Annotated in this window: 23 protein-coding genes and 1 tRNA gene; 6 read left to right on the top strand and 18 right to left on the bottom strand. The window is 46.0% G+C overall.

All coding sequences use genetic code 11. The features are described from left to right. Positions 1-76: 76 nt before the first annotated feature. Positions 77-2,107 carry a BCCT family transporter gene (locus DS731_RS12660; RefSeq protein WP_119501669.1) on the bottom strand — a complete coding sequence of 677 codons (2,031 nt, stop codon included), beginning with the start codon at positions 2,105-2,107 and terminating at the stop codon, positions 77-79. Positions 2,108-2,381: 274 nt separating this feature from the next. Here DS731_RS12660 and DS731_RS12655 point away from each other — a divergent pair, with 274 nt between their 5' ends. Continuing rightward, a complete protein-coding gene (locus DS731_RS12655) occupies positions 2,382-2,750 on the top strand; it encodes a cupin domain-containing protein (RefSeq protein ID WP_119501668.1) in 369 nt (122 codons plus the stop codon). 86 nt (positions 2,751-2,836) lie between these two features. Here DS731_RS12655 and DS731_RS12650 read toward each other — a convergent pair whose 3' ends face one another. From DS731_RS12650 to DS731_RS12640, 3 genes are all read right to left on the bottom strand, one after another. After that, positions 2,837-4,342 carry an FAD/NAD(P)-binding protein gene (locus tag DS731_RS12650; RefSeq protein WP_119501667.1) on the bottom strand — a complete coding sequence of 502 codons (1,506 nt, stop codon included), beginning with the start codon at positions 4,340-4,342 and terminating at the stop codon, positions 2,837-2,839. 35 nt (positions 4,343-4,377) lie between these two features. After that, complete coding sequence (locus tag DS731_RS12645) at positions 4,378-4,938, bottom strand: hypothetical protein (protein WP_119501666.1); 561 nt, start codon at positions 4,936-4,938, stop codon at positions 4,378-4,380. A gap of 192 nt (positions 4,939-5,130) precedes the next feature. Next, on the bottom strand, positions 5,131-5,361 hold the full coding sequence (locus DS731_RS12640; protein WP_119501665.1) for a hypothetical protein: 231 nt from the start codon (positions 5,359-5,361) through the stop codon (positions 5,131-5,133). Between the two features lie 380 nt (positions 5,362-5,741). On the opposite strand from DS731_RS12640, the gene gntA reads away from it, so the two are divergent. Continuing rightward, the gene (gene gntA, locus DS731_RS12635) at positions 5,742-6,413 is read left to right on the top strand and encodes a guanitoxin biosynthesis heme-dependent pre-guanitoxin N-hydroxylase GntA (RefSeq protein WP_119501664.1); all 672 of its coding nucleotides are present in this window, start codon (positions 5,742-5,744) and stop codon (positions 6,411-6,413) included. Beyond that, the gene (locus tag DS731_RS12630; RefSeq protein WP_119501663.1) at positions 6,410-6,988 is read left to right on the top strand and encodes a DUF1989 domain-containing protein; all 579 of its coding nucleotides are present in this window, start codon (positions 6,410-6,412) and stop codon (positions 6,986-6,988) included. Before gntA ends, DS731_RS12630 begins: the two co-directional genes overlap by 4 nt. A gap of 27 nt (positions 6,989-7,015) precedes the next feature. Here the strand turns inward: DS731_RS12630 and DS731_RS12625 are convergent, their stop codons facing one another. From DS731_RS12625 to DS731_RS12615, 3 genes are read right to left on the bottom strand one after another with little or no spacing between them, the layout of a single operon-like run. After that, positions 7,016-7,297: a hypothetical protein gene (locus DS731_RS12625; RefSeq protein WP_119501662.1), complete on the bottom strand. Its 282-nt coding sequence runs from the start codon at positions 7,295-7,297 to the stop codon at positions 7,016-7,018. Between the two features lie 50 nt (positions 7,298-7,347). Then, a complete protein-coding gene (locus DS731_RS12620) occupies positions 7,348-7,974 on the bottom strand; it encodes a trimeric intracellular cation channel family protein (protein ID WP_232373362.1) in 627 nt (208 codons plus the stop codon). Then, the gene (locus DS731_RS12615) at positions 7,974-8,876 is read right to left on the bottom strand and encodes an SDR family oxidoreductase (protein ID WP_119501660.1); all 903 of its coding nucleotides are present in this window, start codon (positions 8,874-8,876) and stop codon (positions 7,974-7,976) included. Before DS731_RS12615 ends, DS731_RS12620 begins: the two co-directional genes overlap by 1 nt. Positions 8,877-9,283: 407 nt before the next feature. Here DS731_RS12615 and DS731_RS12610 point away from each other — a divergent pair, with 407 nt between their 5' ends. Then, on the top strand, positions 9,284-11,941 hold the full coding sequence (locus tag DS731_RS12610; protein WP_232373361.1) for an ATP-binding protein: 2,658 nt from the start codon (positions 9,284-9,286) through the stop codon (positions 11,939-11,941). Positions 11,942-12,002: 61 nt separating this feature from the next. On the opposite strand, the gene DS731_RS12605 is transcribed toward DS731_RS12610, so the two are convergent. The 6 genes from DS731_RS12605 to DS731_RS12580 all read right to left on the bottom strand — a co-directional run bounded on the left by DS731_RS12605 (position 12,003) and on the right by DS731_RS12580 (position 18,183). After that, positions 12,003-12,935: a 2-hydroxyacid dehydrogenase gene (locus DS731_RS12605; protein WP_119501658.1), complete on the bottom strand. Its 933-nt coding sequence runs from the start codon at positions 12,933-12,935 to the stop codon at positions 12,003-12,005. Position 12,936: 1 nt separating this feature from the next. After that, positions 12,937-13,428 carry an Lrp/AsnC family transcriptional regulator gene (locus tag DS731_RS12600; protein ID WP_119501657.1) on the bottom strand — a complete coding sequence of 164 codons (492 nt, stop codon included), beginning with the start codon at positions 13,426-13,428 and terminating at the stop codon, positions 12,937-12,939. Positions 13,429-13,512: 84 nt separating this feature from the next. Then, positions 13,513-15,645, bottom strand: a complete 2,133-nt coding sequence (locus DS731_RS12595; RefSeq protein ID WP_119501656.1) for a TonB-dependent siderophore receptor — start codon at positions 15,643-15,645, stop codon at positions 13,513-13,515. A gap of 379 nt (positions 15,646-16,024) precedes the next feature. After that, positions 16,025-17,170: an alanine racemase gene (locus DS731_RS12590; protein WP_119501655.1), complete on the bottom strand. Its 1,146-nt coding sequence runs from the start codon at positions 17,168-17,170 to the stop codon at positions 16,025-16,027. Next, complete coding sequence (locus DS731_RS12585) at positions 17,167-17,565, bottom strand: RidA family protein (protein ID WP_119501654.1); 399 nt, start codon at positions 17,563-17,565, stop codon at positions 17,167-17,169. Before DS731_RS12585 ends, DS731_RS12590 begins: the two co-directional genes overlap by 4 nt. A gap of 129 nt (positions 17,566-17,694) precedes the next feature. Next, positions 17,695-18,183 carry a MarR family winged helix-turn-helix transcriptional regulator gene (locus tag DS731_RS12580; protein ID WP_119501653.1) on the bottom strand — a complete coding sequence of 163 codons (489 nt, stop codon included), beginning with the start codon at positions 18,181-18,183 and terminating at the stop codon, positions 17,695-17,697. A 205-nt stretch (positions 18,184-18,388) separates the two neighbouring features. On the opposite strand from DS731_RS12580, the gene DS731_RS12575 reads away from it, so the two are divergent. Together DS731_RS12575 and DS731_RS12570 are read left to right on the top strand one after the other, a co-directional pair. Further along, a tRNA-Val gene (locus tag DS731_RS12575) sits at positions 18,389-18,465 on the top strand. A gap of 142 nt (positions 18,466-18,607) precedes the next feature. Beyond that, positions 18,608-19,396 (top strand): hypothetical protein, encoded by a 789-nt coding sequence (locus tag DS731_RS12570; protein WP_119501652.1) that lies wholly within the window; start codon positions 18,608-18,610, stop codon positions 19,394-19,396. 11 nt (positions 19,397-19,407) lie between these two features. Here the strand turns inward: DS731_RS12570 and DS731_RS12565 are convergent, their stop codons facing one another. The 5 genes from DS731_RS12565 to DS731_RS12545 all read right to left on the bottom strand — a co-directional run bounded on the left by DS731_RS12565 (position 19,408) and on the right by DS731_RS12545 (position 23,171). Next, the gene (locus DS731_RS12565; protein ID WP_119501651.1) at positions 19,408-19,794 is read right to left on the bottom strand and encodes a P27 family phage terminase small subunit; all 387 of its coding nucleotides are present in this window, start codon (positions 19,792-19,794) and stop codon (positions 19,408-19,410) included. A gap of 73 nt (positions 19,795-19,867) precedes the next feature. Next, complete coding sequence (locus tag DS731_RS12560; RefSeq protein WP_119501650.1) at positions 19,868-20,242, bottom strand: HNH endonuclease; 375 nt, start codon at positions 20,240-20,242, stop codon at positions 19,868-19,870. After that, the gene (locus DS731_RS12555; RefSeq protein WP_119501649.1) at positions 20,242-21,447 is read right to left on the bottom strand and encodes a phage portal protein; all 1,206 of its coding nucleotides are present in this window, start codon (positions 21,445-21,447) and stop codon (positions 20,242-20,244) included. The genes DS731_RS12560 and DS731_RS12555 overlap by 1 nt, the downstream gene beginning before the upstream one ends. Then, complete coding sequence (locus DS731_RS12550) at positions 21,444-22,001, bottom strand: HK97 family phage prohead protease (protein ID WP_119501648.1); 558 nt, start codon at positions 21,999-22,001, stop codon at positions 21,444-21,446. Before DS731_RS12550 ends, DS731_RS12555 begins: the two co-directional genes overlap by 4 nt. Positions 22,002-22,010: 9 nt before the next feature. Then, positions 22,011-23,171, bottom strand: coding sequence for a phage major capsid protein (locus DS731_RS12545; RefSeq protein ID WP_119501647.1), 1,161 nt, complete (start codon positions 23,169-23,171; stop codon positions 22,011-22,013). Between the last annotated feature and the right edge of the window lie 597 nt (positions 23,172-23,768).

Genomic DNA, 23,768 nt, shown 5'->3' with positions numbered 1-23,768 from the left:
CGCTGACAGGTAAATACAAACACCGGTGTGCAAAGTGCAGACCGGTGTTTTTCAAAGCAGCAGTTTCTCGTTCTTTTTACTGCTCAGGCTTTTTCAACATATCGTCATGATCATCCATGTTCCAGGGCAATTCACCCGGGCTGTTGTCCAGAAAGTGCAGATAGTTTTCAAACTGGTCAAGGATATCTTTAACGATGTTGTCTTTTGCGTACCCGTAAATATCGTAAGACAAGCCACCACGGCGTAAAAATACCTCCGCACGGTAATATTTTTCCGACTCATCTTCTTCGGGCTTGAGCTCAGCGTAACTGAAGCCCGGTACCAGATGTTCTGTCATACGAATATCGTACACAAAATCCATGTGGTCGTGACGTTCAACCGTTAACCACGCACGGCTTAATTCCTCGTCAAACGTTACACCGGCATGCCAATCCTTCGATTTAAGCTCATCACGGACATCATTCATGGCAAGCACGACAGTATCCTTAATAAATTCATGCACGGTTTGTTTATCAGGATAATCCACCATAGACGCCAGGCGGCGTTGCCACTGGGAACCGCTACGGTTATTTTTGTTCAGCGTATGCGCCTGAAGACTGTTATTTCTGTAGCCCTCGATAACCAGCGCCCGCCACAGGCCGGTTGCTGCCAGCAGCATGATCACAGCAAAAGGCAGTGCACTGGCAATGGTCATGGTTTGCAGAGCACTCAGACCGCCGGCCAACAATAGTACTGCTGCCACAGTCCCTTCCAGGAAGGCCCAGAATACACGTTGCCACACCGGACTGTGAGGGTTGCCGCCGGAAGCCAGCGAATCAATAACCAGCGAACCTGAATCTGATGAGGTGACAAAAAAGGTAATGATGAGCACCACAGTGAGCGCCGATAGTAATGACGATAGCGGTAACTGATCGTACAGCTTGAACAATGCGATGGCGTGGTTTGCCTGTACTTCCGAAATAAGGCTGGTGACCCCCTCGTTCATAATGGCGTTGAGTGCTGTATCACCGAATACCGAAAACCACAAAAAGGTAAACAGGGTAGGTACAAGCATTACACCGACAACAAACTGACGGATAGTACGGCCACGGCTAATTTTGGCGATAAACATGCCCACAAAAGGCGCCCAGGCAATCGTCCAGCCGAAGATAAACAAGGTCCAGTTGCCAATCCAGTCACTGCGGCTGTACGCCTGAATATTAAATGTCCGGGCCACAATGCCGTTCAGGTAACTGCCGGTATTTTGTAAATAAGACTCGAGGATATGAACCGTCTCGCCAAGCACAAAAACAAAACTCATGAGAGAGACCGCCAGAACCATGTTCAATATTGATAAGCGCTTCACACCTTTGTCCATCCCGGCAACTACCGATACCGTTGCTGCCAGTGTAATCATTGCAATGGTAATGATCTGCACGGTGGTATTGATGGGAATGTCGGATGACAGATAGTTCAGCCCGGCATTAATTTGCGTTACTGAAAGGCCAAGGGTGGTGGCAATACCGAATAGCGTGCCCAGAATCGCGAAAATGTCTACGGCATGTCCGAGGGGACCATAAATTTTATCGCCGATAAGCGGGTACAGGGCCGAGCGGATAGACAAGGGCAACCCGTGACGAAATGCGAAATAAGCCAGCACCAGGCCTACAAGGCCGTAAATGGCCCAGATATGAAATCCCCAGTGAAAGAAAGCAATTTGCATCGCCTGTTTAGCGGCATCAATGGTTTCCGGTGCGCCGGCCGGTGGCGAGGCATAATGCAACACCGGCTCAGCAACGCCGAAGTAGAGAAGGGCAACGCCATACCCGGCTGAAAACAGCATGGCAAACCATTCAGGAAAACTGTATTGCGGTTCGGCGTGATCCGGCCCGAGTTTAATGTTTCCCCAACCCGAGGCAGCTACCGCCACAATGAACATAAGAAACAGTGCGACTGACAGCATGTAAAACCAACCAAAGGTTTTGGTGATCCACGCTAACGTGCTGTCAAAAGCTTCTCCGGCTAATTCCGGATTACTGATGGTGCCGGCGACCAGCAATAAGATAATGGTAACAGCCGGCAAGAATACCGGAATGAGTATGGTGGAGCGGGTCGCCTTTTCTTTCATATCTTATCCTTAACAATGACAGTGCATCTTCGTGCCTTTAAAGACAGCCTTCAGATGATGGGTACAGTGCCGGGTAAGGATTAGTTCACCTCCCGATAACATTGCCGGTTTCACCTGTTTCGTCAAAGCGTGTGAATGCCTTCAGGGTTTTCAGCGAAATAAGCAGATTTGACCGCGGATTTAGCTATTTTATGCCTTCACACCGGAAGTGAAGAGCCTAATCTGCGGGAAGAGCCGGGATAGAATTTCTGCCAAGAATTTATATGGAATCATTATGACTTTACTGAATACCGTTGAGCAGTCCCCTGCGGAAAAACCGGAAGAGCGTTTTGTAAATCCTGACATCCTTTTGGAAGGTAATCCGCTTTTACAATTGTGGGCGCCTTATTTGTCGGCTTCTAAAAAAGTGAAAATTGGTGTGATGTCCGGCGAACCCGGTGTTAACCGTTCGGCAAAAAATGGCATGCTTGAGTTTTGCTACATGATTGAAGGTGAAATCGAACTCACTGAAGACGGTTGTGAACCGAAGCGATACAGTGCCGGCGATACATTCTTCATGGAAGACGGTTACCGTGGTACGTGGCGGACGATAGAAACTTATAAAAAAGTGTATGTGTGTGTATACAATGAAGAGCAGTGTTAACATTTTTTGTCGCACGTGTTTCACAGTTCTAAAGACTGTCGGTGTTGTACCGGCAGGTATGGCTGCGCATCAGTTCGTCTGATTAATCAGGCGCACTCCTTTTGATGGGCGCCAGCTAAGGAATCTGCGATAGACTTTGCTATGTTTGCGGTTACTGACATTCCCGGCAACGTATTTGATGTCGCACGAAGTAGTGGAGCAGAGCTGACATATATAGTGGCCTGAGTCCCTGGCGATATGTAGGCGCGATATTCATTATCTGTTTCTATCCGTTTTATACTCCGGGAGTTTGTTTGTCCGGTTAACCTGACGAGGCCATTACCAGCCAGGTTTTGTATCAAGGGATCCCTTTGTGTTCTGCCTGCAGCCCTGCAATCGATGGTCACTGTGGTGCCATCAATTCCCGGTAACTGCGGCTCAGACGACGTTTTTTGAACCCGTTTAATAGAGAGAGTGCCGGATTCCATCAGCGCCAGAATTTTATTTGCTGAAGTGGAAGGCAAAGCGCCATTATTTTTTGCCAGAAACGGAATACAAACGCTTGAAATAAATGTCTGGTCTTCCGGAGTAAAAGTGATTTTCAAGTCACATAGACTGTCAAAAAATACTTCGAATATCGCCAGCACTACAGAGAACTCTTCACATCTGTTGTTCATGAACATACCAAGTTTTAAAGAAGTATCAGCACGCTGATGAAATACAGAACTTTGCCATTTTTGTATAAACTCCCGAAAATTTCTTGTATTGCTTTGGTGATAGATACGAGGAGCATATTTTTTCAGCAATCGCAGCAGAACAGTCCGGTATAACCGGTCCAGTGAACGTCTGGAAGTTCCGCTCAAGTCACTGGCTTCGATCAGTTTTTTTATTTCTGGCTGGAGATCCCGGCTACGGAAAAAAGGTAAGGGAAACAGTCCTGACGTAGAATGCATTTTTATTTCGACTGGCTTCGAAGGTATATAAAGCCACTTATCTGATTCACACTGAAAAGAGCCATACTTTTGAGCTAGAAATAATGCGCAATCAATGGCCGTCATAGAACTACCAATTAAGTTTACGTATTTGACAGCTTCTTTTATTTTCAATTCATTGAGAGGGTAAGCAAACTGCACGTCAGATCCCGTGGGTGTAATTCCATGACCAGTATTGAGCACTAAATCATCAAACTCGAATTGCTCAAAAGTCTCTGTGAAAACCGTGAAGGTGCCGCAATTATTGAGATTCACTGATTTGACACGGCATGAATTGATAAGCGTAACACCGGGTCTTTTGTTTATCAGACAGGTAAGACTCCAATGCAGGAATTGTCCGATAAGATAGCGGGGAACCGGCTCATCTTTTAAAGCGATGCTATTACCCGAACACCATTCCCGGAAGCTTTTAACAGTAGGGGGTATTTCATCCGGCAACAAATTTGAAAGCAGAGAGTAGGGTGAGTTTGCCTGACAATAGGGCAGGCCGCGCCCTGCATCAGGCTGGTGCTCCAGTATGGTAATAGAATACCGTTCATTCAGGGAACTCAAATAATGCAACAAATATACTGTTGCAGGTCCTGCTCCGACTATACCTAATTTTTTAATATGGCTACTCATCCCGGCATCACCTGTGTTCCATCTATCGGTTAAGTCTACGCAACCTTTAAAGACTGAGCTTCTGACATCTGGCAGGCATCCACTACGGGCTCATTTTCAATAATGGTGCTGAGCCATTTTTCAAGTCCTTCCGGAGTTGCCCGTCGAATAGGATAACTGGCCAGCAATGCAGAACTGAATGCCAGAGGACCAGAAAGAAACTCCCGGGTGCTGAGTTTATGATTTGACTGTCCGCTGGTGGTCAGAGTGATGACAGGTGAATGGCCAGATGCATCAGCGATATTGTGTACTGAATAAGTAAAGTCAGAAGCAGAAAGTTGGGGGATGGTGAAATAGCCTTCAGAACAATAAGCAAGGCCATGACAGAATGCCAGGGCCGGGCATTTACCCGCATAAGGCACAATAAAACATCTGTCTTTACACCAATGTTGGTTTGCCAGTTTGTCCTGTATTTTGCCCGATTCAGCATTTGTCACTATAACAGCAGTCCCTCCGGGAAATGCGTTCAAGAATGCTTGCAAAGAGCCGTACAGACCGGATTGATCAACTTCTCCCTGCAATGCTTGTTCTGTATATATCGCTGTAATTTTTAACATGGGTGTAGTCCTGATCCTGAATTGCTTGTGTGAGCAATCAGCAATATGCGTACCACTAGAAAAGCTTTTGAAATATCGGGGTTTTTTATTAATTAACCGTACAGGCTATAAAATGTGAAATGGAAAATTTGCGGTAAGTACTGTAATCATTGCAGGGAAATGCGGAACCACTGAGGGTTCCGCATCTAAGATTTAATCGCCCTGTTCAGACAAGACCGGGCGGGGAAAGGGGAAAGCTGAATCGAGGAGGATCTGACTACCGTCATGAAACCGGTACAACGTCAGTGTTTCTCCTACACTATTGCATGCAGAGCAAGTGCGAAAACTCTCAATCCAGATCCTCTCCTGCTTTATTTGTAAAATTTGCTCTGCGGCAGAGCCCGGAAAAGCATAAGTCGCAGGAATAACATCCGCATTTTTCATGTAAATATCCTTTTTTCTCTTTAAGCCAACCTGTCCTCTACGTTCATATGTGTTTAAAAGATTATTATTCAGTTGTAATAAAATTGGGTTGTATTGATAACCGCAATAAACTGAAAAAAATTCATGTTCCGCGAAAAAATTTTCTACAACCTCATTTTGTATGATTCTGAACTAATTCATTAAGTGGTTGATTATAATTTGTTATTTTGCATTTTTCCTCAGCGGCTAAATATTTGCAGGGCCCTTCGCAACTATTCGGGATGAGGGTTTGCTATGAAGCGAGAGACAAATTTTTTACTTTTTTGTAATTTCTGCCTTTGCAACCCGGCTGATAAATCTCAAACTCAGCCGGCTGATAAGAGTTGCGGGAGAAGTCAGCAATGTTGATTGATAGTGTTGATGCCCGCCACTCAGTAAAAGACTTCATCTTACAACAGGGTTTTCCTTGTGCCGGAGCCAGAACAGCTCTTAACAAAAAGCAAATTACCGTCCGGTTATATTCCTCTCTTACCGATGAACGGGAAAATCCCGACATACTTGATCAAATCTACCGGTTCATCGAGCAGTTTGATATACGGCAACATATGTTTTCATCCCTCGTGCTCGCCTTCGACACACCCGACGACTGCAGTGAAAGAGAATACGAGAAAATGTTGTGGAATAAATTACAGCAACTGCATGATATCGATATCGCGTTACACAGTTGGGACGACTCCGTGAGCTATAACCCGGAAAAACCAGATTTTGGTTACAGCCTGGGAGGGAAAGCGTTTTTTGTCATTTGTTTAAATCCGGCAAGCAAGCGAAAAAGTCGCCGGTTTCATTCGCCGGCGATTGTTCTCAATCTGCACCAGCAATTTGAACAGCTTCGGGATGAAGGAAAGTTCGAAGCTTTCAGGGACCATATCCGGAAAAAAGATGCAGAATTCAATGGCAAACCTAATCCAATGCTTAAAAATCATGGTACAGATTCAGAAGCCAGGCAGTACAGCGGAAGACTTTTAGAGGGCAACTGGCAATGCCCGTTTAATTTCAGGAAGGACAAATTATGATTAACACGATTCCACCGCGAAGTGGTGTAGCGTTTGAACTTAAGAAAGGACAGAAGTTGAAAGTGATTGATCCCGAAGGCGAGCAGGTAGCAGACTTGTACGCTTTTAACAGCGACAATCATAATGAGTACTTATCTTCAGGTCGCTCTCTCGACTACAATGAAAGCGTTAATTTCGGAAAGTCATCGCTTTTATATTCAAATGAAAGTCATGTGATGTTTGAAATTTGTGAGGACACCGTTGAAGACCACGACTTTTTGCTTACTCCTTGCAGCGTGGACACTTTTATACATTTTTACCCCGAAGAAGAGCCGGTACCCGGCTGCCACGGTAACCTCGTAAACGCATTCAGGGAATACGGTATACCTGCTCATCTTATCGGAACAACTTTTAACACATTTATGAATGTAGAAATTGCTAAAAACGGCAAATTAAGTGTGTTGCCACCAAAATCCGGGCAGGGCGATTACACAGTTTTCGAAGCTAAAATGGATATGATAGTAGGGCTGACAGCCTGTTCTGCCGGCGAGTCGAACAATTTCAAATATAAACCCATCCAATACGAAATTATCTGATTTTACAGATAAACGGCTGTATGTGATTTATGCAGCCTCTTCAGACTCTATTACCCACTTATTCTCATTAAACTTGAGTAAAAATCGCTGACTGACAAAATTAGATATCATCGATACTGCCAGTACATTATGGCCTGCAGATACAAAACGGACACGGCCGGAATCAGTCAATGTGGCTTCGAGATTATTGCCAATCACATCTCCGGTAAACTCTTTAATGTGAACAAGTTTACTTTTACAAAAGAATGAGACGCCATCTAAAACTGACATTTTTTGATTACTTGCGGGACTTTCAATCTTACTGCTCATAAACACACCTAATCTATAGCCCACATTGAATCTAGCAGTAGCTATTTAAATCAGCCATTAGACTTTTGACTAAAAATTTGCAGTCGCCATCCTTCATATATTGCAGACATACGCATGACAAACGTGGTGCTGAAAGCCATACCTACACAAATATAAGTGTTCCAACCTAAATTCGTTGTAACGACATAGGTCAGCCCGCCGGCTATACAGGTTGTGGCATACAGCTGGTTCTTCAACGTAACCGGCACTTCTCTGCAAATTACGTCCCGCAAAATTCCCCCGAAGACCGAGGTGATAACACCCATTGTCAATGCCACCACTAAATCTGCATCTGCCTGAGTGGCCTTAAAAATACCGATAATATTGAACAGAGCGAGGCCTGCTGCATCGACTATAAGAAAATACCGGTTGTCCGGTGAAGGAAAGCGGCGGATAAACAGAATACTCACCATAATTGCTACAAAATTGGTAAGCAGATAGATGGAGTCCTCGATCCAAAACACAGGTTTATTGAGCAACAGGTCGCGGATTGTTCCGCCACCTGTTGCCGTCAATGTGGCGAGTACAGTAATACCAAAACCGTTTACACTTTTCCTTTCGCCCAGAAGCGTGCCGGAGATGGCAAAAAATCCGATCCCTGCCAGATTAAGGAATAACAGCAACGTATCACTCATCATTATGGTAAATGTTGGCCGCCGGTTACGCCCATGATTTCTGCAGTGACGTAGCTGGATTCACCGGACGCAAGATAAACATAAATGGAAGCGAGCTCGGAAGGTTGCCCGGGGCGTCCGATGGGCGTGTTCTGACCGAAAGTTTCCAGTTTGTCGGCAGGCTGACCTCCGCTTTGTTGCAACGGGGTCCATATCGGGCCCGGAGCAACACCATTTACCCTTATGCCCTTTTCAATGAGCATTTTTGCGCAAGCTTTTGTAAAGGATGTGATTGCTCCTTTCGTGGAAGCGTAGTCCAGTAAGCCGGCGGAAGGTTGATAAGACTGTATTGATGTAGTGTTAATTATACTTGAACCGGGGGGGAGAAAACGGACAGCAGCTTTTGTTATCCAGAACATTGAAAATACATTGGTCTCAAAGGTTGAACGAAATTGTTCCGTGCTCAGATCCTCAATATTTTCTACAAAAATTTGCTTGCCGGCATTGTTTACAATGATATCCAAACCACCGAGTGAATTGGCTGCTTCCCGGACGAGTTGGTTACAGAATTTTTCGTCCTTCAAATCCCCTTCTATAGCAAAGGCACTTATACCTTCCTGTTTTAAAATAGCAAGGGTGTTTTCACCATCGATACGTTCACTCTCAAGATAATTTATGACTACGTCAGCGCCTTCTCTTGCATAGGCTATTGCTACAGCCCTACCGATACCTGAATCACCGCCGGTAATTAAAGCTTTTCTGCCTTTAAGCCTGCCGTATCCCACATAGTCCGACTCTCCATGATCAGCTTCCGGTTTCAATTTAGCATCCAATGCCGGGTCAGGTTGCCCAGTATTTTTTCGGGTATTACCTGAGTCAAACTTATAGCGTGGATCCTGTAGCTCAATATTACTATTTTCTGACATTTTGCATTACCTTTATTAATTTACGGGACTTTAAAATCATCTCTCAAAAGCATCTTTTGTTCCTTCTTGTAAAAATGACCAGACCATAAAAAAGAACATTTGTATAAAGGCCACACAGCAGGCGGACAGCGCGGTGGAGGGAGTATTTGAACGTGGCCCGGTATAAGATGTTTTATAGACTCAATAGCAAAATGGTTATCCCTTTCAGGGTAGCAATTTCATACCCCCTGAAACATCTACATGAGCATTCCTGTTGTTTGAAACCGGAAATCGTCGTATGTACAGGTTGCCGGGCTATAAAGCAGGCTTTCATTTCCCTTTTTCTTATCAATTTGAGTGTCGATGTGTTAGCGTGTTTCTCCGTATTAGACTTTTGTCTAATGAAATATCTTTGCAGAGGGGTATCGATGCAAACACAAAATTCGTCATTTTCATTTCAACGTTGTGAAGATGAACCTATCCATATCCCTGAAACTATTCAGAGTTACGGCTTCCTCATCGCGTTCGGGAAAGAGACGTTAGATGTATCGATAGTCAGTGAGAATATAAAAAACCTGTTCGCTGACTCTATTATAAGTAAAGCTTTTCTGTCTTTGCTCTCTCCGGAAACTGACAGTAAATCATTTCTGACGGATACCTTTGAGCGTGTCTCAAAAAACAACATCAGGCTGCCTATTAAGATACGGTTAAATGAAAAGTTGCTTTGTGAAGGGGCCGAAGCCGAATATCTTGCAGTAGTTTATAACAGTGGAGATCACTACGTGGTTGAACTGGAACCGGCTACTGAATTCCGTGATACGTACAGCGCAGAGCAGTTTATTAAACTGTATTCCATGTCTGTGGCTCCCCGTTTTAAAGAAATGTCCACGTTAAATGAAATGGCTGCGGAAATGGTATCAACTATCCGCTACCTCACCAACATGGACAGAGTAGTACTGTATAAGTTTAATGACGATTTTTCCGGTAAGGTAATCGCAGAAGCAAAAGCGGAAGATATGTCTTCATATCAGGACCTCTATTTTCCAGCTACTGATATTCCCAAACAGGCGAGGGAGCTGTATAAAACTAATTGGGTTCGTCTGACACCGGATACAGAATTACCTGCCTCTGAACTCATCCCGTCGCGCGAAGAAACCGGCCGTGAACCGCTGGATTTAACCCGCTCTCTGCTGCGCCGTTTTTCCCCTGTTCATTTGCAGTACATCCGTAACCAGGGGCTGCGGGCCTCTTTTTCCGTCTCTCTGGTAACCGAAGGTGAGCTGTACGGACTGATATCCTGCCATCACCGCGAACCTTGCTATATTCCTCAGGATGTGCGCCTGCAATGTGAGAACTTAAGTCAGCTTTTCAGCTGGCATTTGCGGGCGAAAGAAGAAGAAATTGCCCGTATTAAAAAAGAAGAAACGGATAAAGCCGTTGATTTAATGCTGGACAAAATCGGGCCCTCAAACCCTATTGGCAGAGTCGTGAAAAGCGGTGAGAAAGCGTTTCTCGATGCGTTAAATTCAGATGGTTTTTTGTATTTTTCTCAGTACGAAACCATCTCTTTAGGGAACGTTCTGCCTGTTGAACTGGTTAAATCTATTTTTACTAAGGTGAGTCACAGTTACGGCTTTCCCTATACCAATGACCACCTATATGAAGAGTGGCCGGAAGCCCGTGAGCTTGGCATCGCGGGGATCATGATCATCCCATTGTTCGAAAAGAAACGCTACTTTACGGCATGGTTCCGGAAGGAAACGACGCGTATTCAGCGTTGGGTTGGTGTTGAAAATGAAAAAGACGAAGATGCGCCTAAAGAGGAGCGGTTAAAACCCAGAACCTCTTTTGCCGTGAACGAACGTCGTATTAACGGGTATTCACATGCCTTCGACAAAGCCGATATTGAAACAGCAAACCGGCTGAATCGTATGTTCCTGGTATACGCACTGGATGTGCAGGAAAAAATGCATATCAGTATTCAGGAGCTTGAAAAACAGGATCGCTACCGCAACGAATTCCTCGCTACGCTGGCCCATGAGTTGCGCAATCCGTTAGGGCCGATTACGTCCGGTGCCAGTATCCTGGAATCCGTAGACGACGAAGCCACCAGAAAGCGTGTGACAGCCATTATAAGTCGTCAGGCAAACTACATGTCCAAATTGGTCAACGACCTCATGGATGTGTCGCGGATCACGCAGGGGAAAGTAAAACTGGAGTTCGAAAAACTACTTATTCATGAAGTGATTTCCCAGTCACTGGAAATGGTCAACGAACATCTTACTGCTAAAAATCATCATATTGATGTGGAATACCCGAATGAGCATGTCACTGTTTACGGCGATAAAGCAAGGCTCAGCCAGATATTCTCCAATATCATTCATAATGCTGCCAAATATACAGAAGATGGCGGACATATTCGCATCCTGGTGCGGGGAGAAGGCTCACTGGTTGTGGTGGAAATCGCCGATAATGGCATGGGGATCCCTCAGGAACGGCTTGCAGATGTGTTTAATATGTTCACGCAAATTGAAGCCCATTCTACCCATACTAAGGGCGGGCTGGGGATCGGTCTGACTCTGGTGAGCAAGCTTGTGGCTCTGCACCATGGCGATATCCGCGTAGAAAGTGAAGGCACGGGCAAGGGGAGCACCTTCTTTATCCGTCTTCCAATTTCGCGTATTGCCTATGATGAAACCACCGTGGGTTCTGACGAAGATGAGGTCACGTTAGAAACCAGGGTAATGTTTGTCGACGATAATGCAGACCTTGTTGATACCTATTGCATGCTGGCCGAGTCCATGGGATACAAAACCAAAGGCGTGTCAGACCCGACTAAAGCGCTGGAAACATTCAGGGCATTCAGACCCAACTGTGTGTTTTTAGATATCGGCATGCCCGGCATTGACGGCTATGAATTGTGTAAGGTGCTGAAGATTCAGCCGGAGGCGTATCAGGTCAAGTTTTATTCACAAAGTGGCTGGGGATCAGACCGCTATCTGGAAGACTCCAAAAACGCCGGTTTTGAAAAACACCTGGTTAAACCGCTGACGAAAGATGTGATTAAATCTGCCGTGGAATCCTGAATATTCCGCTTAGTTTGAAGAGGGTGCTCTATTCTTTTCAAATTGTCACATGCAGGCAGGGCTAATAGCCTTGCCTGCAATCCACTTCCCCTTCCATAGCTTCATCATTGAGCCAGCGTTTTATGTTAGCAACAAGCTGCAAAGCAGCAGTGTCATTGCTTGTCGATGAAGCGATGTGGGGAGTAATATGAATTTTCGGATGCGCCCAGAACGGGTGTGACTCTGGTAACGGCTCCTGTTCGAACACATCCAGCACGGCGTAATTTAAATGACCGTTGTCGAGTAAGGCCAGCAAATCCTTTTCAACCAGATGTCCACCCCGTCCGGTGTTGATCAATGACGCTCCGGCCGGTAGTGCCGACAACGTGTCATGATTAAGAATGCCCCGTGTCTGCTCTGTGAGTGGCAGTAAGCAAACCAGCACATGACATCCGGAAAGAAATGCCGGAAGACTTTCTTCACCATGAAATGTCGTAATTTTCGGTAAGTTTTTAGCGCTTCTGCTCCAGCCTCTTACCGTAAAGCCCAGCCCGGAAAGCATGGTGGCGACTTCATTGCCCAGATTTCCAAGGCCCAGAATACCCACTGTGCATTCATGTGGCAGGGCCACAGGCAGGGGAGACCAGGTTTTACGTTGTTGTTCCTGTGCATAGTCCAGATGTTGCCTGTGCAGCATTAACACGGCATAGGCAACATAGGTCTTCATTTGCTGAGCGATGGCCGGATCGACCATTCTTACCAGCTTTATATCAGAAGAAAGTGATGCCGGAGAGAACTGATCTACCCCGGCACCAACGGAGAAAATCGCTTTCAAATTTGTAAACCGCGACAACGCATTTTCCGGCAGCGTCCAGGTGATAATACCGTCCACGGCACTATCATCGGGCACATCCGGCCAGGTCAGCCAGTTTACTTCCGGTAACGCCTTAGCCATTGCTGTTTGCCAGCATTCTCCGCGGGCAGCGGGTCCTTTATAGAGTAGCGTCAGCGGCACGTTATTTTTCCGGTTTAAATAAAGTAGACAGAGGATAATGCAATTTTTCGATGGGGGATTTCAGCACGATGTAACTAAAATATTTGGATATCCCGAAATCGGCTTCCAGAATTTCTTCCATCAGTGACTGGTAGTGAGAAATACCCCGGGTCACAAACTTAAGCAGATAATCGTATCCGCCACTGATCAGGTGGCATTCAATCACCTCGTCGATAGTGCGGATATTCCGTTCGAACTTGGCAAAATCTTCCATGTGGTGATCTGCCAGCGTTACTTCGGTAAATACCGTCGCTGTTTCGCCTAATTTGTGCAGGGCGATTTTTGCATTGTAACTGGTGATGTAACCGGCTTTCTCAAGCCGCTTGACCCTCGCAAGACAGGGACTCGGAGACAATGCCACAGCATCAGCCAGGTCTGTGTTGGTGATACGGCCGTTTTTCTGCAATTCGGCCAGAATGTTGATGTCGATACGATCCAGCTTTGTACCCGCCATAAAATACTCCGATTACTACTTAACTGGCTTTACGTTACCTGTATTAAGTAACGTAAAGCAACGCTTACCAGCATAATCTGCTACTTAAAACGTGTAGTTCACACTGATCCTTGCTGTACGGGGAGGTCCCGGCTGGGTCCACAGTGCGGAGTAGGAACTGGCGTAGTATTCCTTATCGAACAGGTTATCAATATCGGCGTTGACCGACAGCTGCTCAGAGAAGCTTATGCTGCCGAACAGCTTCACCGTGGTATAGGCGGGCAGCACATAATCCGGATCGATGGTCTCACCTAATCTGTCACTGACATAGGTTACACTGGCGCCGATTTTAGCGTCGTGTCCGGCCACATTTAAAAAGTGCATGGCAGTGAGGTTAGCTTTATTTTTTGGGATATTAATTAACTGACTGCCTGCGGGAATTTCAACACCCCAGTCAAAATTGATAATATCATTCGACGTTTCTGCATCCACGTATGCGTAAGCAAGCGTCAGCGTAGTATCAGCGCCTATAAAAGCATTAATGTCGATTTCAACACCCTGACTTTCCGCTGCACCAAGTGCGGCTGAATAGCCTGAGTTCACAGGGTCCGCTGTGAGTACATTCGTTTTTTCAGCACGGAAAAGTGCAACCGTACCACTGAAACTTTCATCTTCATTGCTGAATTTCATGCCCGTTTCATAAGATTTACTTTCTTCCGGCTCGAAAGCCATGCCGTTAATGTCTGCACCTGAGTTTGGTCTGAACCCTTCAGAATAACTGGCATAAAAGGTATAAAGAGGAGACATTTCATACACCAGACCTACACGTGGGCTGAGCGCCGTTTGCGATTGCTCTGCAACTGTGTCAGTCAGGTATGTGTAAAAGGTTTGCTCGAAATCGTCAAAACGTATGCCACCCAATAGTTTCCAGCTTTCTGTTAAGTCAATCTGATCCTGAAAGTAAAGCCCGTATGCGCTCTGTTCTTCACGGTTATCCCACATGGGAGATGTTTCCGGTAATTCCTGTCCGTAAACCGGATTTTGCAAATCGACAGAGTAGGTAGTGTCGCCTGTACGCCAGGCTGTTCTCCAGCGTTGCTGGATTTGGTCTAACTGGTAATCGTAGGCATCAGCACCAAAGAGAATGTGGTGGGTCAGGCCTGCAGCTTCTACTGTGCCGCTGAACTCAAAACGACCGGAGAGATCGTCCGCTTCATAATTACGGTAACGTCGCTGACGTGAAACTGTTTCACCGTCTGTGTACAACAATTGACGTCCGGCAGAAAGCTCGATATCTGTGGAATAGCCTTCGAATGTAGACTCACGGTAATTCAGACCAACCAGTAAATTCCAGTCGCTGTTAATGCGGTTCTGAATTGTTAACTGATGGCCCAGTGCCTCAATTTGCATGGGACCGTCGTTTGGTTCACCATAAAAGTTTTCTATGGGTACAGCACCAAATTCGTAGTTGAGAACCGGAATACCGCGGTCAAACGGCGCTTCCTGATCCAACAGTTCCAGTTCGTAGGTAACACTGGTATCGCTGTCAAAATTATAGGTTACAGAAGGTGTCAGGGCGAGTTTCTTGCTTTCTACAGTATCACGGAAACTGCCGGCATCTTCATAGGAGCCGTTTACACGAAAAGCGGCGTCTTTGTTAATGGCATTCGTATAATCACCTTCAATCCGGTAGAGATCGTAAGAGCCCACTGTCGCCTGAATATACCCTTCTTCATCAAACTGAGGTTTTTTGGTAATGATATTAATCGTACCGCCGGGCTCACTGCGGCCGTAGAGGGCTGAACCCGGGCCTTTCAACACTTCAATAGACTGAATGTTGGAGGTGTCACGGCGACCGCTGTAACCACGGCCTGCACTGAAACCATTAACGATATAGCCTGAAGGTAAGTTTTCATCGCCGGCAAATCCGCGAATGGCAAAACTGTCCCACAAGCCACCAAAACTGTTCTGGCGGGCGATACCACTGGTAAAGTCCAGTGCATTTTGTAAATCATTAATACCGGTATCTTCTAACAGCTCGCCGGATACGATATCCACATTCTGGGGTAATGATTTTAACGGAACGTCGCCACGATAAGGCTGACGCTGGGTGACGACTTCAATTTTTTCAACATCATCTGCTGATGCATTTTTTTCCTGAGCATTTACACTTGCCGTAAGCGCCATGCTGACAGAGGCTGTCAGCACAGACACCATAAAAATTCCGGGTTTCTTCATCACGCGTTGTTCTCCATGTATTTATATTCAACGGCAAAAGGACTCCGGTGTTATGTTTTTACGCTGCTTTTGCAGTCTGATTGTCACCCGGACTAACCTTCCACAATCAGTATACGGGAAGGTAGTCGCTGGAAATGCGTCGAAAGACGCGCTGCAAACAGCCAAAAATGTTAACGCGAGAGTATTCGCGGCATTTTATGCTTCTGCAGCTTCGCAGACGATTTGTGCGATGAGGTGATGGTTATCTACGACCAGTTTCAAAAATCAATTTGAAAAATGTCATTAACACAAAAGGTTGATGACAACTTTTTTACTGATTCAGCACCATTTTCATTGAAAAGAGGTGTTACTGGTATCCGGAAATTATACGATGCATTTATTACCAGCCATAAAAACGTTGCCACTGATGAATTACCGCTAAATTTTCACCCTCTGTGACTTCATAGCGAGGATGTTGTGCTGCTGTGGCGCAGGCGTGATTGGGTAAAATTCTCAGCCTGGTGCCCACTGGTAAATCCGGCAGGGTGCCTTTGCTGCTACGAAGGGACAGTATACCGTGTTCCTGATTAGCATCGACCATCAGTAAGTCTTCATAAATATGGCCGTGGATATCGCATACTACGCCGTATCCCTGATCCACTTTTTGTTTTGATGTGCCTTTATCCCGGGACATAGCCATCCAGCCTGCGTCTACCAGAATCCAATTCTTTTCTTTTTGGTGGCCGATAACCGTTGTCAGCACAGACAGAGCAACATCTTCAGGCTGGCATACGCCGATCCCCGCCATGACCAGATCAAAAAACGCAAATACGCCGGCGCGGATTTCTGTCACGCCGGTCAGGTCACGGGCAAAATGGGCGGTCGGTGTGGAGCCGGCACTGACGATTTCGCAGGGATAGCCGGCCTCATTGAGAATATCAGCAGCCCCGGCCACTGCTTTTCTTTCCTGTTCAGCACATTCAATCAGCGCCTGTGATGTTGACTCACTGTAACTGGCACCGGCATGTGTCATCACCCCTTTAAGCTTTGCCGGCGTTCCTGCCAGTTCACCGGCGATAGCGGACAGCGTGGCTGAATCATGAGGTTTTACGCCTGAGCGGTGACCGTCGCAGTCTATTTCAATCAGCACACCAAACTCACAATCACTGGCGGTACAATACGCTGCAAGATCTCTTGCCTGTGCAACGGAGTCCAGTACCACTGTTATTCCTGTGCCATTTCTTGCGAGGGTAGCCAGACGCTGATACTTACCCGGCGCAATGCCCACCGCGTATAAAATATCAGTCACACCACCTGCAGAAAATTGCTCCGCTTCTTTCAATGTGGAAACGGTTGCCGGCCCAGAAGGCGTTGTCATCATCATCCGCGCGACTTCAATGCATTTGGAGGTCTTCAGGTGTGGACGGAACGAAACATTGAAGGAGGAAAGATGGTCTTTCAGCCTTTTAATGTTGGCGTTAACTTTTCTGATATCGAGGATCAGAGACGGCGTGTCTATGGTGTTGAGTGTTCGCTTCTCTGTCATTGTGCTGTCTCCGCTGTGGCATTTTCATAACTCGCCACTGCTTCTATTTCGAGTTTGCAGCCATAGTGCAGTTCCGGCACAGGTACTACAGCACGGGCACACTTATGCGTTCCCAACACAGCTTCGCAGACTTCGTCGAATACAGGCCAGTTTTCCACGCCTGTTATGTATGCTCGCAGTTGAACCAGTGAGGAGAGCGGTAATGCTGCTTCTTTTAAAATGGCTTCAACATTCCGGAAAGCCTGAATGGCCTGACTTTTGAAGTCCTGTGCGATTGCCGCAGGACCTGCCGGGGGAAAGGAGAGCTGTCCGGAAATAAACAGCATATTGCCGGACCTGAACGCCTGTACATGATGCCCGCCGGGAGATGGTGCGTTTTCAGTTACGATATTCATTCACTTTAACCTTTGTCTTTTTTTCTATCATAATCACAAAATAAAAGTGATTCGAGCTATTTATCTTCATATGAAGATAAAAGTGCGCAATTGAATTAACTATTCAGCACAGTGTGCTGCCGCCGTACTTTAACCGGAACTGAGGGATATTTTTCTGAGGAGGGTAATTAACGTGGACAGTTCTGATTCATCCAGCGCACAGACCGATTTATCTGCCAGCGCAAACCGGCCGGCAATGGACTCTTCTATCAGTGTATTACCTTTTGTTGTCAGCGTGACTTTAACGCCTCTGCGATCACCGTCTGACACCGTGCGTTTCACCAGCCCTTTATTTTCCAGCCGCTTCAGACAGGCTGTCATTGCGCCTGAGGTTAAAATAACGGATTTTTGCAATTCTCCGGGTGACAACTGAAAAGGACTACCTTTGCGACGTAATGTAGCGAGAATGTCGAAGTCGGTATAATTGATGCCATGTGTTTTCAGAAACTGGTTTACGTTCTGTTCAAAACGGTTGCCAAGGTGAATGATGCGCGCACTGGCTGCCATTCCCGTTCCCGCCATATCCGGCTTTTGTTTCGCCCAGTCCGCAAGCAGGCTGTCAATAATATCTGAATTCATAGGTGTGTAACGTTGCTGAAAAATGAAAAGAATCAAGGGGAACACTAGCACAAGATAGCAGGGCAGAGTAGAAGTGTGTACAGAATGAACTACAAGCGGTCATTATACCGGCGACCGCGCTTTTCTTTAAAAAAACTACTTGCGCCAGCCAGACTGCATCGCTATTATACGCGCCGTTCCAAGCAATCGCGGAACGTCCTCAAATGCGTCTATAGCTCAGTTGGTTAGAGCGCTACCTTGACATGGTAGAGGTCCCCTGTTCGAGTCAGGGTAGACGCACCATTTTTAAAGGCTTTCGGCCGAAGTATCTACTAACAAAAAAATCAAAATGCCAGAAGTGGGAATGTTTTGGGAACGTTTTTATTCTGGTTGAAAATCCCTGCTTTTTGCACGTAAAATCGACTTTTAAACAGGGAGAGTTATAGTGTCGGATGCAAAGGAAAACGGACAGTCAGAAGCGGCCCTAGCTAAGTTAAAATACTCCTCGAATTATTTGTTGGCGGGGATTGGCGTAATTGTAGTCACAATATTCCTAAGCTATTCGATTTACTTTGGCTTTATTGTCAAATTGGATAGAAGTGAAGATCCCGCAGCGTGGGCTGATTTTTCATCAATATTCTCTAACTTTTTAAACCCCTTAATAGCAGCCGCAGTTCTTTGGTTTGTCGTTCGCTCTTATTATCTGCAAAAAACAGAATTTGAAGGGATGCGAAGTAATCTAGCTGTTCAGCTAGAAATCGACTCGAACCTTCGCAGGCAGGCTAGTCTTGTAGAAGAAGCTAGAAATATTTGCTCTATGATCGAATGCAAGTGGGTATCGGAAGCTTCTTATACCACAATTGACTACGATACTTTTAACATGTCCACGCTCACTAAAAACAATATCTTCGAGCAGAAAGATATAAAGATTACCGTTGAGTTACTTACCAACCATATAAGTTTACATGTCAAGGCTGGAGACTTCGATAAGAAAACTCCAAAATTGCCAGGTGATCTGAATTATGTGCTCAACCTTCTCAAAGTACTTGATTCAATTCTGGAAAGGATTGTAATAATTGATAGCACTCTGGCCTCAATATCATCCTCACTAAATGATGGTTACCATAGAGCAGTTATTTGGACCATCAACCCTAGAGTCATTGAGATTGCAGATGTTTACAGAACGATTGGATACTTTAAAACAGTAAACAAAGATGTGTTAAGACACTTTTGAGTGCGAGCAAGTTACAACCCATACTTTTTATTTAACGCGTCAGCTGCGTCCGGCTCTTCAAATGAGAGCTTTGTCCGGCTGGCTGGTGTCAGGTAAAGATCGTTAGCAAGGCCCTTCAACTGCGCGTGCAACGATGCGGTGAACTCTTCCGGTTTAGCCCTGAACTGGCTCATAAGTTGGCAGTATTGCTCTAATAAAGCTTTGTCTGCCCCGGTAATCACCTGATATTTGTCCATTTCCTTTGACACATCTTGCCAAACAGATTTGGCTTGGCCCTTAATGTGTCGCGGGCAACGTGGAAAGCTGTATTCCTTATCCTGCTTGACTTTGGCTGTCGCTCGATCACTTCTGGCTGTTCCTTGAAGTGCAAGTTCTAATGCTGATTTTCGTGCTGTCATTGTTCTGATTTCCAAATTTTGAGACTGACGGTGCGTAAATTTTCCCAGAGCGGCGGTCCTGCTAACTCAGCCCCTAGTCTTTAAAATAACGGGTACCCTCTGTGGCTGTCTTGTGGTTGTGGCAAGCCACACAAAGCAATTGCAAATTAGATAATGAATCACTACCTCCATGCGCTTTCGCTTTGATGTGGTCAACGTGAGAGCCTTTAGTGTATTTGTTCTGTCGTCTACACGATTGACACAAACCAGCATCACGCTTGATTACTTGCTGGCGTAACTTATCCCAGTCACTACCATAACCACGCTGATGCCGGTTGCCTCTGTCTCTCTCTCGCTTAAACCATCCTGAACGGTCCTTATGCTTTTCACAGAAGCCGTTGTGTTGACCTGCCTTTGCTATCTCTTTGCAGGTTGGAACTCTGCAGGCTTTACCCGGGCGGCTTGGCATTAAAGTGGTACCTGATCCGTCTGCGGTTCTTGCTGTTGCGATTGCTGCAACCAACTCTGACTGTACTCATCGCCGCCTTCTCTTGGTGGTAGGTTCTCTGCTCGTCGGCATTCGTTCGGGTTCTGAAGGCCGTTACGAATGGCGATATCATAAATGTCGTAGCGTTCACGGGTGGTTAGCCTTAACGTGTTCTTTGTCTCAAACTCAATGGTGAGCATGGATTGATTACGTTCGGGGACCAGCGTGGTTAACACTGCTAACTCGATGTTGGTAAGCCATGGGTGAAGTGTTTGCTGTAGAAAGGCTTTCGTTGCTTCTGCAAAGTTGCTGTATGTGCTGTTTGAGTAGTCCATGATGAATATCGGACTAATCTTAAACATTCGGGCTACTTCTGCTATTCCAAACTTCCTTGACTCCAGCCATTCTGCATCTTCATGTGATATCTGAACCGGGTTATATTTCAATCCGTTGGTCAGAACCAAAGGCGCGAACCTTTCACCTTTGCCAGCTAACTGTAACAGCTGTTTTTTAATTAGTTTGGCAAGTTCTTCTTTGACAGTACCTTCAGCCTCAATGACTCCGAAGGGCCTTAAGCCATTTTTAAATAAGTCAGCTCCGCATTCTTTAGAGCTGATCTCTAATCCAATTGATTCACGGCAAACTGTGATAGGGCTCTTACCTAAAACACCATCATCAGAGTTAATCCGGATGTGAAGGATTTCTTCTTGTTGGAGTGCTCGAATCTTACCGTTCGCTGTCACCTGGTAACCAAGCCGATAGTTTTCCAGCTTCTTAACCGTTACTTCATTCGGGTGGAGTGGTATGAGTTTTTGAATGCGGCCGGCATTGTCGTAAATGATTTCAGCGTAACCGTTACCGGTGAGCAAAACTGAACGCATTAGAGCGACTTTAAAATCAAAGGAAGTCTGATAGCTGTTTGGCGTCAGGTTAAACAGCTTTTCAATAATGTGGGTTCGTTGCCTTTCCTTCTCCCCATCATCAGACCGTTTGAACACATGGAGAGGCATACTGGCTACAGCCTCGGCAATCGTATTTACTGCGCAATATACCGCCGGCAATGTTTGGGCCGTTTCTTTGTTTACTGCCGCGCCAGATGCGGTTGTATGTGTACTGTTTAGCAAGGACATTAGTTGCTCGGGGGTCTGAGGCTCTGAACGTTTGAATAATCGTTTTAGTGGGTTCATAAGCTATTTACCTCAATGAATTGCAACAAGTTGTTGAGCGTGTGATCTACCGGCTTCTCACCTTGATGTTGCTCCAAGCTTCGCATGGCGATACTGACATCAGTCGCTTTGTAAGCTGGCAGGGCTGTTATTGTGACTTCGTGAAGCAATGCGGCGTTAACCGTTCTCAGTGCCGGGGCTTGTTCAACGTCCCAATGGTCACCACCAGACGGGACACTGAAGCCAAATGACATGCCGCTAATGTCTTTGCGTTGTATGCTTTCTAGTAATTCGTCTGCGGTGCGGGTGTTTGGCGGGTCGATTTCTACCAGAATGCCCTGGCTATCCTCTTTTACTCTCAAGGTGCCGGAGCTGGTTCTTCCAATCAGTTTTGAGGGATCATGCTCAATGAGGGCGCGTATATCACGCCCCATTGATTCTCTGAACGCATGAGGGGCAATGACTTCAACAAAGCCCCCTAAGTCCTCAGAACGTGAGTTGTAAACTACTGGACGGCCAATGATCGTCCGGCTCTTTACTTCCAAGCCCTCTAAGGCTCTGCGTTCAATTTTCATGGTGGCCCCTTATGCTGCGGCCACTTTCATGAACTTGATAGCGTTGCTGTCTACCAGACCGCCACCGACATAACGTGAGGTGTACATTTTCACAAAGCCGGGCTTCGTGATGTTGTCTTTCCGCATCCGCACGCCCGAAGTGTGATCGGTGATGTAATAGGCTTTTGCCAAGTCACCATACACGATGTAATCATCGGGAATTTGCTCTGCCGTTTCTACGACTTTTCCAAGTAGCGTATTGGCTTGCCCTTCCATCAGGCCAGCCCGCCAGAGATAATCATTATCGGACGTTTTAAGCTTGCGGATTTTTTCCTGGGTTGCATCGTTCATGAAGAACTTAGCAGAACCCCGGTAACCTTTCTTCAGTGTATGTGCCAGGGTGATCAGGTCATCGCTTGCAATGGCCGTGGATGCGGTTTCGATTTCCTGAATTGTACCGAAAGCCCGTACCGCGTCATTTTCAGCTGTCGTGGTGTAGGTCAGAAGGCCAGTTGGTTTTTTAACACCGTCACCGTTCCAAAATGCCGCTTCTTCTTTCTGGCCGCTTTCGTCTGCCACTTCTGAGGTTAACCAGCCTGAGACATCAAAGTCAGACCAATCCAGCAATTCTTCTGTAGTCATTGGGTAGGCATAAAGCGCATTCAGTGACCAGGTAACCTTTTCAAGTTGGCTTGTGCTGGTTTCGTTTCGGTCGTCACTCTCAGCTGCCCATGTTGCTGTGGTACCGCCAACGCTGACCAGCTTTTCAAAGGTCTGGGTGGAAATTGTTTTAACCGTTGCGTTCTGGCGGAAGACTGACTGATCGCGTAACAGCTTGTAGATTTCTTTATCCAATGCCGGGATAACGGTATAACCGCCGCTTGCGTCAACCGCTGCGCTCAGGCTTCGTGATTCGCCGGACATGACAAAGTTTCGTACTTCTGTGTTGGTGGGCTTGCCATTCTCGGTGATTGTTTTGCTGCCACCGATCAGGCTGCGTTCTTCGTCTGCCAGCAACTCAGCGGCTTCAATCTGCTTGTTCAGATTGCGAACTTCGCTTGTCAGCGCTTCTTGTTGGGAGATTTCGGAATCAGAGAGGGAACGTTTTTCAGTTTGTGCGCCGGAAATGAGGTTATTTAGAGTTTCCAGCTTTTCTTGTTTGGCTTGTCGTAGGGCGAGAAGTGTCTTCATGTACCTTCCTGTAATTTTAGTAAGTAAACCCTTCGAGCAACAAAATCGAAGAAAGGGCGGCGACACTTGTCACATCCAAGCAAGGACTTGTGTCGCCTTACTAACCTACTTAGCAGGAAGTATCCGCAAAATATTGTTGCTCGACGTTTCACAACGTGTGTGAGCATTTTTAATTATACTGGCTTTATATACAGTATCAATGTTTAATTGTGTGTTTTATAGACTTTTGGGGTATAAAAGCCTGCAAAAATGGCATTTAACAGTATTAAATGTGGGTTTTAATAGCTTTTTGTGAATTATATTCTGTCCATGCCTGTGACTCTGGTGTGTTCCTTATTGGAAAACCCCAAAAACCCTCTAACTCAATGAAATTAATGGATATACATCAATTTTCGAAATGCTCCGTGTCACGCATATGACACACTTTCTTTCAATACTCGTTTAAGTCGTACTAACCTCAAGTTGCCTGTCCCGTTTTCAGGACAGAACAGTCTCGATATAAGGATTCTTTACCCGACAATGGGTAAAAACTTACCTTTATTCGGGTAAGTAGAAACAAAAAACCGCCCTGATGTGGACGGTTTGTTTGGTTCCATT

The organism is Alteromonas sp. RKMC-009, assembly GCF_003584565.2.
Lineage (GTDB): Bacteria > Pseudomonadota > Gammaproteobacteria > Enterobacterales > Alteromonadaceae > Alteromonas.
This window is presented reverse-complemented; position numbering and strand designations above follow the sequence as displayed.